Below are 13,721 nucleotides of genomic sequence, written 5' to 3'. Positions count from 1 at the left end.
AAGAGCACCCGACATGAGCAATCCATTCGAGCAACAGCCATTCGAAGGGGCGGAGTTTGTCGATAACCCGGAACCGCGTTGTCCCTGCCTGCTGATCTTAGACGTTTCCGGTTCGATGAATGGCAGACCGATCCGCGAGCTCAACGACGGCCTTGTCCAGTTTCGCGATGAATTGTTTGCGGATTCCTTGGCGGCAAAGCGCGTCGAGGTTGGCATTGTCACGTTCGGTCCGGTCTCGATCGTGAACGATTTTCAAGGCGTACAGACATGGTATGCCCCGCAATTGCAGTCCCAAGGTGACACTCCCATGGGAGCGGCGATTGAACAGGGCCTGCAACTGTTAAGGGATCGTAAGAACCAGTATCGCCAAAACGGTATCTCCTACTATCGGCCATGGGTATTTCTCATCACCGACGGCGGGCCGACAGACTCTTGGCACGCTGCGGCCAACGAAGTGAAAGCGGGCGAGGCTGAAAAGGCGTTCTCGTTTTTTGCGGTAGGAGTTGAGGGTGCAAACATGGAAGTCCTCGGGCAGCTCAGCGCCCGCGCTCCCCTTTCACTTAAGGAGTTGCGCTTTCGCGATCTGTTCTCCTGGCTTTCAAGCTCCCTTAGTTCCGTCTCCCAATCGAACCCTGGCGACGCCGTGCCTTTGTCCAACCCGGCCACGCCGGAAGGATGGGCTTCCGTTTGATGCGCACATCCTGGCGGTGGGCTGGAGCCCGGTCAATCGGGACTTCGCATAGTAAGACCGGAACGCCGTGCCAAGACTACGCATGCGCTAAGGAGTTTCTCACTCTTGAAGGCCCTGTCATGGTTGCAGTCGTGTCAGACGGCGCTGGCAGTGCCTCGCATGCTGAAATCGGCTCGCGAACCGTGTCTCTGGGCTTTTTGAAGGCCTGCAGGTCGTTTCTCGCCCGATCATCTTTGTCATCCCTGAGTGAGGACGATGTCTGGGATTGGATCGACGCTATTCGTGAGGCGATCAACCTCAAGGCAAAAGAATGCGATGCGCGGCCGCGTGATTTCGCTGCGACGCTGGTTGCTGTGCTCGCAGGCCCAGAACACTCTGTCGTTGTCCACGTCGGTGACGGAGCTGCTGTTCTAAAGCAGGCTGGCACGGAAGAATGGATCGTCCCCTCATGGCCATTCCAAGGTGAGTACGCATCTACAACTTCCTTCGTGACCGATGACCCACAACCTCGGTTAGTCGTCACGGCAGTTGAAGGAATTGTAGAGGAGTTCGCGGTATTTTCTGACGGTATCGAACGTCTGGTGCTCGACCATGTCTCCAAGACGGCGCACCAACCGTTCTTCAATAGAATGCTCGCGCCGCTGAAAACATCGCAAGCCCAATCCCTCGACCGAGACCTTTCGGCCGCTCTGCAGAGTTATCTAGCAACCCCGGCCGTGTGCGAGCGCACTGATGATGACAAGTCACTGATACTCGGACTCAGGGCATGAAGACGGTAACCTCATCCGATGGTCGCCGCCTCACTCTTGGATCGGTTATCGGTAAGGGGGGTGAAGGAGCAGTCTACCACATTGCCGAGGCTCCAGATCTCGCGGCAAAAATCTACAATCCAGGGAAAGCGCACGAGCGTCGAGAGAAGGTCGCGGCGATGGTGGCCGACACTCTTCATCGTAGATCGGACTATGTCGCTTTTCCCGTCGACACTCTCACATCGCCGTCAGGCGAATTCCTGGGCTTCACGATGAAGAGGGTGACTGGGTACAAGAGCGTCCATGACCTCTACGGCCCTGGAAGTCGCAAAGTCGAGTTTCCAACCGCCGATTTGAAATTTCTGTTGCGGTCCGCGATCAACCTATCAAACGCCGTTGCCAGCATCCACACGACCGGCTGCGTCATCGGCGATATCAACCATTCTGGAATTCTCGTCTCTGATAAGGCGATGGTATCGCTCATCGACAGCGATTCTTTTCAGTATCGATCCGGCAGCACCACGTACCGTTGTCTCGTCGGTGTGGCTGAATACACGCCCCAAGAGTTGCAGGGGACACAGTTCGACAGGGTTGACCGGACCCCGAACCACGACAATTTCGGTCTTGCCGTTCTCCTGTTCCAACTCCTCTTTCTTGGCAGACACCCCTTCGCCGGAAAATTTCTTGGCAAAGGCGACATGGATATTAAGACGGCCATCAAAGACGGTAGGTTCGCTTACAGCTCTCAAAAAGCCCAGACGAAGATGGAGCCTCCGCCGTTCGTGCCGGCACTTGGGGACTATGGCGACAATGTCCGAAAGGCTTTCGAAGACGCATTCAGGCCAAGCACTCAGGCTGGTGTGCGGCCAACGGCGGCATCTTGGGGGATCCTACTGAAAGCAGTTGAGAACGACCTCGCCTCGTGTCCTGCCGACAAGTCGCACGCCTACCCCCGCCAATTGACCGGCTGCCCTTGGTGCAAACTTGAGAGGACAATGGGGCGATCTCTGTTTCCTGCTCAATTCAGTACGGGCGCCCCAATAATGGATATTGGGCAGCTCCTGACTGCAATCAAAACCATGCCAGCACCGGTTCGAGCCCCCGACCCTGAGCAGCTTATTGGACCTTTACTAGGACTGAGCCGATCTGCTGCCGCAAAAAAGGCGCGGCGAGAACGGAACGCTGCCGGTGCTGCCGGCGTCGTCGCAACGGTTGTGGCTCTCTACCTCATGTCCACCGTAAGCGGGTTCTGGGGCGTGGCACTTCTGATCGGCGTCATAGTCGTAGCTTTCCGTTCTATGGACATAAAAGGAAGGTTCGCAACGGAACTGAGTGGCGCCAAAAGCGGGTGGGAGGAGCAGCGGAAAATCTGGGAAAGCAACGCCGGTCCGGGGACGTTCGAAAAGCGGCGCAACCACTACGTTGATCTCGCGTCTGCTCACGCAATCCTTCCCCAGAAGGAACGCGAACGGCTCGCTATTTTGGAGCAGAAAAAGCGTCAGCTTCAGCTCGAAAAGCATATGGAGTCACATAGGATCGATAGGGCCAAGATTCCACGCGTCGGCAGAGGCCGGAAAGCGACGTTGGAATCCTATGGTTTTGAAAACGCCTGGGATGTCCAGCAACGGCCTGTGACAAACGTTCCCGGCTTCGGTCCCTCCCTAGCCAGCGAAGTTGAGACTTGGGCAAAAACTGTAGAGAGGAAGTTTGTATTCAACGCCTCGATCCCCACCGATCCGGCTGCCGTGCAAGCCGTGAAGAACGATATTGCGAAGCAGCGGACTGAACTCGAGAGAGAGCTCACCAAAGCGCCTGCGGATCTTAAGCATTTGGCCGATCACGCGAGTGCCCTTAGATCAACCCCGCCACAAGCGTTGGTTGATGCCTACAAGCGCCTGAAACAAGTTGAACTCGATGTGAGTTGAGGTGACCATGGCAACGTCATACCGAGGATTCTGGCTAATCGTGGGAATGACGGCGGCTGCAGTCATGATCGCTAACGTAACGTCGACCGAACAACCTCGGTCGAACTCTAGCATCAGCAGCACCAAGTCGAATGAAGTCTCGTCCCCTGTAGTCACATCACAACCCCCAGCGTCCATTGATCCACCAGGTGCCACACCGGGGCGAATAGTTCCGCCGACATTAATGCCGGGAGCATCCACCTCCGCCGACACAACGCAAGTTGCTGTCATTCGATCTATCGACGCGGACATTCGAGTGGCTTTCGACGCGGCCACGAAGGTTGCGCTCGCAGTGCCCCACTCAAAGCCAGTGGAGATGATCACAGAAGGCTCTAGGCCTACGGACGAACTTTCGCCGCTCGAGACCAAGGAGGTCTCTTCAACCCCAAAAGTCTTTGATCAGCCCGCCGTCAGTTTTGGAAAAGAGGACCTGCCGCGAGAAGAGGTCAGGACGTCCACGAACCTCAACCTACGAGAGGGGCCAGATGCCGCATATGTAAAGATCGAAACACTTACGAACGGTACGAACCTACTCGTACTTGAAAAAAACGGCAAATGGTGGCGGGTAAAGTCTACTACCTCCGGCGCAGAAGGTTGGATCAACGGCACATTCGTCAGGCCAGTGGATTAGCTCCATATCGGTCCAGCGCAAACAATCGACATTCATTAGGTAGATGCAGCGATGCCACCTCTCATGCTCTTGAACGGATAGGAACCATTGCTTCCTATTAGGTCACAGAGTCCTGTTGATTTCATTTGCTTTTCGGGTTGGCCTGATGTCGTGCAACAGCACTGTGGTCGCTTTCTCCCGGAGTACAAGGCAGCATTGGCCGCCAAGATTTTGAACCAGGCTGAAAAGCAGCATGAAGAGCTGTTTCAGACAGAGGTTGGGCCGAGCGCAACCTGATGCGAATGAGTATTGTCATAGGGCCGTCCTTTCGAGCAGGCCTAACCTTTATCTCTTGATAACGCCAACCATTCGATTGATAGCGCCCCAATATTCCTTGTGCATGGTTTCGGCTGCGTCCGAGATCGCCAGCTTCCAAGCAGGTCCGCGATCCCACGCTTCTTCTAGAGCGTCAACCAGCGAGGGCCCGTGGCCCGTGACCGGCAGGGCGTCGAATAGTATTCCCGCCTGTCTAAGGTCTTTATCTCGTTTGGCTTGGCCGCCGGCGTCATTCTGGCGGCGACCGGCAATGATAAGTTTGTGCACCGCGTACCTGCAAGGATCAGGGATCACAACTGAGATACCGGCACCATGTAGCAAGATCGAACGAACGGGATCGCGGATCAAGAAATCCATGAATCTCAGCGGTTCGGCTGACGCGCCGCCGAGAGCGGGCATGTTCACGGGTTTGTCCGAATATTCTTCGGCTCCCCTGTTTGTCGTCATGAATTCGACCCTGTAACCGCTCTGATTCCGGAATGCATGAGAGCGGGAGCTGCCGCTGATATGCGGCACTGCGCGGAACGTTGGATCACGCCCTTTTAGGAGATCGAGGATCGGCGGCAGCGAATCTGCCACCTCGGCGGAGATCGCGAAATCCTGGGCTAGGTCTGCATCACCTGTTAGGATCGCCGCCGAAGGCAGACGGATGCCAAGATATGCCGAGTAGCATTGAAAAGCGACAGTGCCGACGAGAACACCGCGCAGCCGGAAGAGACCGGCCGTGGCAAGCGCCTGTACGATATCGCCGGTAAAGCGATCAGCGGCAATCAAACCGGCTTCGCGCGTTAGCGTGGAAACGTACTTGCGGCGAGCCTTATAGTCTGACTTCTCACCCTTGAAGGTTTCGACCCGTTCCGAAATCGAGGGGTCGTCGGCAGGCCCGACATACCGACGCTTCTGCCCACCCTCCCCGTCGGGTTGGTCGAAATACCAATAACGTCGACCATTAACTGCCACGGGCACGAATCTACCCGATGGGGGGAAATCTTCTGCCCAATCATCGTCGAATGCCCGTTGCTGTAGTTCCGCGACCATGGTGCGAAACATGAGGTCAATTTGTTTAATCACGCCGGCCTCTATATCTTTTTAACAAATCTAGTATAGTCGCAACCCGGAAGCAAGCTTCGACTCCACCCAGTGGACGCTGCCCGCCTGTGCTACCCCAATGCGATACACTACGCACCGCGATCCTCGCTATACGATTTTCACAAATATAGTATAGAGTCGCTGTCGAGATGCCCGCCTTGAACCAACTCGAACTATTGGCCCGTTGAAAGTCCGATGATTACGTTGAAACCGAAGGACTTAGTGAGATCGCTCCTTGTCCGCGGTGCCAATCCAGGAAGGATTGAGGGACGGGATGTCCATTATGCCAGTTGGTTTTCGACACCATAATTGACTTGCGGTAGCGGCGCCCGGTGCACCGCAGGATCGACGTTCGTGCCGTGGGCGTATAGGTCCCATAACTTGCTCATCGCGAAATCTTTGCGCCTTTCTACCCTTTTTGACAACCAGTGCTACCTACCCCTTCGCCGCCCTTGGCGGCATGCGAGGTAGCACCCGAACAACTGTCATAGCAGGTAGACAGATAACCACCGTCCTATAGACCTTCTTTATCAAAACAACCGGATCACGAGGGAAGACAGCAGTATGAGAAGAACTCTGACCGCCTACACTTTGACCGCCTTGGTAGCCTTTACTTCAATGGCAGTGGCGCAAACCTCGCCGGGCCTTGCGGAAAGGCGTGCGATCGCGGCTTTCGAAAAGGACAATTTTCCACCGCTGCAGAAGAGCGTTCAAACTGCTGCAGGCTTCGAGGTGCCGATCAAGGTGGATTGGAACAGCCTCGCCTTGCCAGGTGACGATAAATATTACGGGCAGGACGATTACCTCGTCAAAACGGTCTTCACCCCGCTCGAAAATGCCATGAAAGACATTGCCCGGGACGAGATGGGCAAGCAGGCGCTTCGCGAAAAACTCAAGACGATCACCGTCCATTACACGGAGGCTGGCAGCCCTGCATCCGCCTACAAGGAACGCGTCAAGTTCGAAGCCGGCACCCTGGACGTCAATTTCCGGCCGTTCACCAATTCCGCAGATGTCGACGATCGAACGAAGGCGATTGTCGACGCGCTGGAAGCGGCTCTCTAAGAGAGCTGTCGGGTGATGTGATTACCGCGGATAGAAGCCTCCCCCAAGCCGGGCGCCCGGCTTGGGGGAGGCTTTGCAAGATACTGCGACAGGGAGGACGTCATGACCAACGCGCAAGCACCCACCGAGGCAGCCAAGCGCCAGATACCGCCGGGCGTGGTTTTGGCCTTCTGGCTGATCCTGCTGCCGCTGGCGCTCGCCGGGCTCGGGATCTGGCAGCTTGATCGGTCCGTCGAAGCCGGCCGGCTGGTCCAAACCAACGGACAGGACATGGTTCGGGCACTCGATGAAATCCGACCCATTGCGGCTCAGACGCCCGGCACGATGATCCGCTTCGAAGGCGGGCAATCGTATCCGGCCTCGATGGCGCTTGCGGAACTGGAAAAAGCCGTCGGCGAGAACGATCTTCTCCAGACAGTCGCGATAGTCCGACATCCGTTCGCCTATCTCACGATTGCCGGTGGAGCGCTTGCCTTCTTCGGCGGCGCGGTCGGTCTGCTTGGCTCCAGCCTTGCCGGCCGGTCAGCCCGCCGGTCGCGCGATCAGTTGGTGCGCAGTTTCACATGGCTGCAAATGACGTTGCCGTTTTTCCTCGCCGCCGTGATGCTGGGACTTGGCTTTGCGGGTGTTGGCGCCACCGTGTTCGAGACGATGACGCTGCCGTTCTGGGGCGATATCTCGGGCAATGCCGTGAAACTGGCGCTCGCCGGCATCCTTCTCGCTGGTGTCGCGCTCTATTGCGCCGTCACCGCGGTCCGCGGACTGCGCCGCGTCTTCGCTCTGGTCGAGCCGGAGCCAATAGTGGAACGGGCCCGCGTCGTCACGGAGGAGGACGCGCCTGGCCTTTGGACATTCGTCCGCAATCTGGCTGGGCGGATGCAGGCCGGCGCGCCCGACACGATCGTCGTCGGCCTGACCAGCGGTTTCTACGTGACCGAGAGCCGGCTTCTGCTGCTTCCCGAAGAGCGCTTGATCGAAGGCCGGACCCTCTATATGCCGGCCCCCTTCCTCGAACTTCTAGACACCGCCGAGATCGCCGCCATCGTTGGACACGAGCTTGCGCATTTCGCCGGCGACGATACGCGATATTCGCAGAGGTTCGTGCCGATCTATTCCAGCCTGCGGCGTTCGCTGGACGCACTCTATCGTGCCGATATCAACGGTGACTTCGGCATCGCCGCCGGCCTTCGCCTCGGTTATCACGCGCTGTCGCGCTTCGATACCGCCGTTGCCCACTGGAGCCGGCTGCGCGAGTTCGAAGCGGATCGGCATGGCAGCACGGTCAGCGGCGCGGCCGGCGCCGCGTCCGCGCTTGTTCGCGTTCATATTGCCGACCCAAGCGTACATTTCGTTCTGAGCGATGCTTTCCGGGGAAATGAAGGACATGAGCCCGATCTTGTTGCGGCCATTGCAACGGTGGCTGCCGAGCGGGGCTTCGACGATCCGGCTGCCCATCTGGAAGACCGCCAGGCCCACCCGACCGACAGCCATCCGCCGACGATCCAGCGCATACAGGCGCTCGGCCTCGGTATCGATGACAAGCTTCTCGCGCATGCGACGCGTTTGCCGGACGCGAGCGTTGCATCCTTCGGTAGGCGTGCATTTTCCGACTGGGATCAGCTTTGCCGCGACCTATCAGCGGACTTCCTGCTCAATGCCAGCTCCGTTCGCACAGAATATCGTGAAGAACTGAAGACGGCCGCCGCCGGGGTCGCCGAGCCGGAACTGGTGGTGCATGAAAATACCGGACCGATGGCAGGCGCGATGATGTTCATCGGTGTGCTGTTCGGCTTGTTCATCGCCTGCACCTATCTCTTCCCCTACCAGATGGGCTTCGGGGGCAATGAGAGCTTCAAGGCAATCTTGGCGGCGGTGCTCGGTGCCGGCATGCTCCTATGCCTTGCGGCCGTCGTCTTCTACCGCCGCCGCGGCGCCCGTCCGTTGATGGTGTTCACGCCGGAGACACTTCGGTCCCCATGGCTGAGCGAGCCGGTGCGGTGGGACGCTGTCGTCGGTTATCAGGTCTATGCCACAACCCGTTTTGCTCTCCAGCTGTATCTCGGGGAAAACGAGCCGCTGCCCAACCGCACGCGGTTTTCGTTCTACAACAAAGTGAAGCCCAAGCGCCGAATGATTGAGCTGGACGCCATCGGCATTCGCGGCATGAAGGCCGATGCGTTTTCGGAACTTGTGGGCCGCTATCTTTCTGCTGCGCATGCACGGCGCGCGCTGGCAGACGAAGACTTGGAAGCCGGTCCGGTCGCTTCATCCCTCGGCGCATAAGGTCTGACTGCGGAAGGCAGCTGAGGCGAGGAGTCGTCAATCGCACGGACTTTTCTATCTTGAAGAATAGATGATACTGGGGCGTTTGAATGACGGACAGCCACTTCGTCTTGCGAAATTGTGTTCCCGCATACAGAAATGCCCCGTCAACGTGGGCAATTATAGTGGGTTATCATGCGTATCGGCATCGCGACGCCTCGCCGGTTCACATTAGTTGAAATAGAAAGCGTAGGCCGCGAAATTCCCCTCAAAGATATTGGTAATCTGGTTCCACTCGCCGCTACTCATGGCTTTGCCATCCTGCAGGTACGGTAACGCAGCCGGTCCCGTTACCCAGAGCACGAGGTCGAAAGGCTTAGGATCTGTGAAAACTCGTGCAAGGTTGATGCGCTTGTCGAAGCGCCAGTGCGGGACAAGGATCTTGCCATCGAGGGCGGCTTCAAACTGCGAGAGGACTGCGAGCCATGCTTGAATGCGTTCAGGCGTGACGTTAAAGGACGGCAGAACCCCGCTGTTTTGTTTTGGCCCCGGCAGCCATTCATGATCGTCATCGTTTTCCTTGTCGATGAGTGCCCAAGTTTCCCGGTTGAGTACAATGACCTTCTTCAGGTGATCGCGCACTTCGCCCCACATTGCCGTGTCGGTAACCGGCCAGCGGATCGTGTGAATAAGCGTGACGAAGTCGGCGATGTCATCAGCTTGCGCCTTATTGACGCCGAACATCGTCATGTCATCCGCGCCTTTGCCATTGGCCACCGACAATGTCGAGACGGCCCGTGGGAAGATGACACCGAAACTCCCGTTCCAGCTTTCGGAAAAATCATGGGACAGCCACGCCTTGGCAGCAGCCATCAGCAAATTGTCGTAGCCTTGCAGCCATTTGGCGTCGGCAGTGTCAAAACCGACGACGAAAGGCAGCGCCCCACCTTTCTCGTCCAGATTGGAAAAGGCCCGCCCAATGTGATCTTCCGGCCCGACCCTGCCGTCGCCATTCCAGTCAAAGCGCGCGACGGAGAGGTCGACTTTCAATTTTGCCGGCTTTTCACCGACGGCTGCAAGAGCCTTGTCGGCGGCATCCAGATCTTCAATGAAGGCCGCAAGAATGCCGCGAAACTGGTCGTATGTGATTGCCTCGGGATTTACGTTTCGGGCAATTTCGCCGGAGGCCCGGCCTAGAAACATTTCATAGCCGTCGGACTTGGAGCCAAAGCCATAGCGGTACAGCGACCGAGATAGTTTTTCGAATGCACGGGCCGATCGCACCAGACCGAGCCCCAACTGTGCGTCAGCATTGTTAGGGGCTGCGGCAGCTGTGGACAACATCTGCTCGTCTGCCTCATCAAGGCGTCCATTGGCCAGATATTTTTGAAACAGCTCAGTTACGGCACCGTCTGCCCACGCTGGAGAGGATTGGTGTAAACACGCGAAGCTCGCTACGATCACGATAGAAATAAGTTTTTTCACGACGACTTTCCGCTGTTATGACCTCTCAGGGCCTCGTTGTGTCAGATCGGACATTTGTTCAATTCTGCCGCCGGACGCGAACCTTCCCTAATGCCTGCGAGGCCGGTATCGCGGACTTTCCGATCGTCTGCGGCAGGGCGTGCCGCCAGTAACCGGCTCTCCGCGATTGTCACCGAACGAAATTCAGGGCTTGGTCTGGTCGGAAGGCGCTGTCTCGTCCAAGGGAGCCACCTCGTCCGAAAGCGCTGCCTCGTCAGTGGCCGGTGCGTCCGGCCCCTTGATCTGTTGGCCGTTGACGCTGACCGAGCCGTCGCTGGCGACCGCTACGTCCCAACGCTGCGCGCCATCAGGGTCGGCCTTGGCAAAACCCTTGATCATCATCAATCCGAAGGAGGCATTGTTCAGATCCGGATTGCTCTTTGCCAGTTCCCGCACGGCCGCGATCGTCTTGTCGTAGTCGCGCGCCACGATCGATGCGTTCACCCTGTAGTCTTTTTGCGTATCGACGCGGCCTTCCATCTCCCCGGATACCTCGATGTTATAGACGCTAGACTCGGCGCTGACCTTCGGAAAATCAACCTTCAGGATGCCGCCCGGAAAAAGCTTCGCGGCCTCCTGTTGTCCCGCCATCCTGCTGTCGCCCGTTGACGTGGTGAAATCCGTCTTCATGAACTCGTCGCCAAGGGCTGCGAAATCCATGCCCGGGACGCCGAACTGAATATCGAGTGCTTGAGGCAGGAAGGCGGTGTAACCCTCAGGAACCAGCACGCTGTCTAGCGTCAAGTCGCCAGCATCGATCGCCACGCCAACGCGCGTCGCGTTGCTCGGCCCATCGACCGTGAAGTGATAGCCAAAGGACTTGGCGCCGCCGCTTCCGACGGCGCTGGTGACGGCGAGGTTGTTGAGTCTGATGGTTTCCTCAAGCGAGCTCAGCAACGGAAAGGCTTTGCCGAGCATGTCCTTGAACTTGGTCTCGCTCTCCTTGGTGAGATGCTTCTGCTCGACGTGATCGAGCACGAACAGGACCATTTCCTTCAAGTCCTTGGCTGCAACGCCTTTGACCTTGGTATCGAAATCCAGACTGTCTGCCGAGATCTGGATCGGCGGCATTTCCTTGCCGCTGACCTGCTCCACAAAGGTGCTCATTTTGCCGTTGGCAGCAAAATCCAGGCGACCGGCAGTGACGCTTTCGGCAGAGGTCAACTTGTAGATCATGTTGCCGAAGCTGGCCTTGATCACCTCGGTATCGGTTGATGAGATAAATTTCAGTTCCTTGGCGCTGAAATCACCGGAGCGGAAGTAGCTGATTGCCGGGTCGAAGACCGAGTTAAACACCATGTCGGCAACCGAATAGGTGAAGTCCGAGCGCTTCTTGTCAGGCCCGATGAAATGCCCCGTGACATTGAGGTTGTTGTTGCCTTCCAGATCCCAGAGCCCGTTGTCCTGCGGTGTGGCGAAGATTTTGAAGGGTTTCAGGCCCTTGATGTCGAAATCCGTTTTCTTGATCTGCGCCAGGAGTTTGGAGAAGTCATAGCCGATCTCGTAGCGCGATCCGGCCGGCGTGACCGTAACAGGCGCACGCTTGGCGATGTCCTTGGGCAGCAGGTGATTGAGAGTGTCACGGATGTTGTTGGCGCTGTCCTGGCTAATATCTGTCGCGGACGCCCCCGTGGTAAAAGCCATAATAATGGCGGTCGTCGCCGTGATAAGCCTATGACGCATCTCGATAATCTCCCTTAGCCGCATAAAGGCGGGCATGTGTGATTGCCGTAGCTCCGATGTCAAGCCTGCAAACCGCCTCAAACCAATCCGAACCGACGGCACCATGCAGGCCCAGAAGTCAAGATCTTGGGTTCGTACACCAATCAGCGTCTTATTAGGAACAATCATATCCCTGGCGAACCGCGGCTGTGGGCGTTAAAGATGAACGATCACAACCGGATGTGGATCAGACATGCGCCTTCCTCTTGCTGCTTTGATTGTCTTTTCCTTCGGAACCGGTGTTGCGCATTCGGCTGAGGCGGTTACCTACGTCGGCTCCATCGGGTCTCTGCCAATCATCCTTGAATTGGCGTCGCCGGGTGCCGATGGTTTGCGGGCCGGACGCTATGCCTATCTTGCCAAAGGCGGTGACATCCCTTTGCATGGCATGAAGGTTAAGGATCCTGACGCCATGCTACTTTTCGAAGAAAAGTCTTGTACCGAAAAGCTTTGCAAAACCGCCGATGGTGACGTCATCGATGTTGCGCCTATCGCCGCTGAATGGAACTTGAAAACCGAAGGCAGCGGCGAGCGACTTTTGGGGACATGGCGGGACAAAGAGAGTGGCAAGACGCTGCAGGTCAAGCTCGTCAAGAAGGGCAAGCGGACGATTTCCGATAGCGAACCAGACCTGCTCGCTGCTCTCGACCCAAGCTACGCGCTCACCGGGACCGACCAGCCGATGGTGCTGAGCAAAGACAGCTTGCCCTACGATTTCCTGAAGATGGATCGCCCTTTCAAACAAGGCGTCACGACCAATCTTGGCGACAGAAGCTACCGCATGGATGAAGACAGCCGAACCGGACTTTCTTATCCGGTTGTCCTTTCGATTGGAAAAGTCGATCCAGCACCGATCAACCGCTACCTGGCGCAACAGCGCCTGCAGCTTGCCTTGTCCGCCTTTTCCTGCATGGCAAGAGCCTATCTTGGCTTCGGCTGGTCGGGACAGGATGCGGAAGGTACCAGCGGATATGACGGCGGTGGATCTGTGACGGTTGAACATCTGACTTCGCGCCTGGTCGGTATTGCAGAGGGTGGCAGCTATTGGTGCGGTGGCGCTCATCCCAGTAATTTCGGGGATCATCGTCTCGCCGATGCGCGAACGGGCAAAGCACTCGTGCCGGAAACCCTGCTGCGCGGCTGGACCGCAACCAACGGAGACGGAACTGTGGTCGATCCTTCTACGGTCGCGGATCCCTCGTTGCTAAGCTTTGGCCCGAGCGAGAGCCTGATCCAGTTCATTCTTAAAAACCGCGAGAAATTCGATGACGAGACGGAGAAAGGGTGTGGGTATGAAGACCTCATCCGGAGCAATCTCGCAGTCTACTTCAACGCCGATAATCTCGTTTTCACCCTGCAGGGCCTGCCACACGTCATATTCGCCTGCACCGACGATCTCCTGACGGTTCCCCTCAAAGATGCTCGTCCGCTCCTTACAGAGGAGGGTGCCGGATATTTCGAGGTTCTGGATCTCTGAAGTTATGTAATCTGGGGCGGCCGGATCATGTTGAGAGACAACAATATTCGGACACTGTGTGCAGAAGCGAGACCTGGAAATTGCTGGGCTTTGATCTGAACCTGACGGTCTTGACAGGATTCGAACCGAAACAACGCAGTTGGACCGCCTGACGACAGCTCTACTCATTGACAACATGCGGAAATAATTTCCGCGTCCGCACTGGGGGTGACCGGTTTTCAGACGACCGCCT

10 protein-coding genes are annotated in these 13,721 nt (G+C 57.1%); 7 read left to right on the top strand and 3 right to left on the bottom strand.

All coding sequences use genetic code 11. The annotated features are described in order from the left end of the window. Positions 1-13 precede the first annotated feature (13 nt). From ACQY1K_RS21975 to ACQY1K_RS21960, 4 genes are all read left to right on the top strand, one after another. Positions 14-691: a vWA domain-containing protein gene (locus ACQY1K_RS21975; protein WP_062458199.1), complete on the top strand. Its 678-nt coding sequence runs from the start codon at positions 14-16 to the stop codon at positions 689-691. Then, positions 676-1,461: a PP2C family serine/threonine-protein phosphatase gene (locus tag ACQY1K_RS21970; protein WP_430259467.1), complete on the top strand. Its 786-nt coding sequence runs from the start codon at positions 676-678 to the stop codon at positions 1,459-1,461. Before ACQY1K_RS21975 ends, ACQY1K_RS21970 begins: the two co-directional genes overlap by 16 nt. Then, positions 1,458-3,365 (top strand): protein kinase domain-containing protein, encoded by a 1,908-nt coding sequence (locus ACQY1K_RS21965; protein ID WP_430259465.1) that lies wholly within the window; start codon positions 1,458-1,460, stop codon positions 3,363-3,365. The genes ACQY1K_RS21970 and ACQY1K_RS21965 overlap by 4 nt, the downstream gene beginning before the upstream one ends. Before the next feature lie 295 nt (positions 3,366-3,660). After that, a complete protein-coding gene (locus ACQY1K_RS21960) occupies positions 3,661-4,035 on the top strand; it encodes an SH3 domain-containing protein (RefSeq protein WP_430259463.1) in 375 nt (124 codons plus the stop codon). A gap of 324 nt (positions 4,036-4,359) precedes the next feature. On the opposite strand, the gene ACQY1K_RS21955 is transcribed toward ACQY1K_RS21960, so the two are convergent. Beyond that, positions 4,360-5,418 carry a nucleotidyltransferase family protein gene (locus tag ACQY1K_RS21955; RefSeq protein ID WP_244476215.1) on the bottom strand — a complete coding sequence of 353 codons (1,059 nt, stop codon included), beginning with the start codon at positions 5,416-5,418 and terminating at the stop codon, positions 4,360-4,362. Between the two features lie 585 nt (positions 5,419-6,003). Between ACQY1K_RS21955 and ACQY1K_RS21950 the strand changes: the two genes are divergently transcribed. After that, a complete protein-coding gene (locus tag ACQY1K_RS21950) occupies positions 6,004-6,504 on the top strand; it encodes a hypothetical protein (RefSeq protein ID WP_430259461.1) in 501 nt (166 codons plus the stop codon). Positions 6,505-6,606: 102 nt separating this feature from the next. Beyond that, positions 6,607-8,787, top strand: coding sequence for a M48 family metalloprotease (locus tag ACQY1K_RS21945; protein ID WP_430259459.1), 2,181 nt, complete (start codon positions 6,607-6,609; stop codon positions 8,785-8,787). Positions 8,788-8,997: 210 nt separating this feature from the next. Here the strand turns inward: ACQY1K_RS21945 and ACQY1K_RS21940 are convergent, their stop codons facing one another. Together ACQY1K_RS21940 and ACQY1K_RS21935 are read right to left on the bottom strand one after the other, a co-directional pair. Next, positions 8,998-10,251, bottom strand: coding sequence for a hypothetical protein (locus ACQY1K_RS21940; protein WP_244476170.1), 1,254 nt, complete (start codon positions 10,249-10,251; stop codon positions 8,998-9,000). Positions 10,252-10,434: 183 nt separating this feature from the next. Continuing rightward, positions 10,435-11,973 (bottom strand): hypothetical protein, encoded by a 1,539-nt coding sequence (locus ACQY1K_RS21935; protein WP_430259457.1) that lies wholly within the window; start codon positions 11,971-11,973, stop codon positions 10,435-10,437. Between the two features lie 232 nt (positions 11,974-12,205). Between ACQY1K_RS21935 and ACQY1K_RS21930 the strand changes: the two genes are divergently transcribed. Next, the gene (locus ACQY1K_RS21930; RefSeq protein ID WP_062458210.1) at positions 12,206-13,489 is read left to right on the top strand and encodes a hypothetical protein; all 1,284 of its coding nucleotides are present in this window, start codon (positions 12,206-12,208) and stop codon (positions 13,487-13,489) included. The last annotated feature ends 232 nt before the right edge of the window (positions 13,490-13,721 follow it).

Source organism: Neorhizobium sp. IRS_2294 (assembly GCF_050500145.1).
Lineage (GTDB): Bacteria > Pseudomonadota > Alphaproteobacteria > Rhizobiales > Rhizobiaceae > Neorhizobium > Neorhizobium soli.
This window is presented reverse-complemented; position numbering and strand designations above follow the sequence as displayed.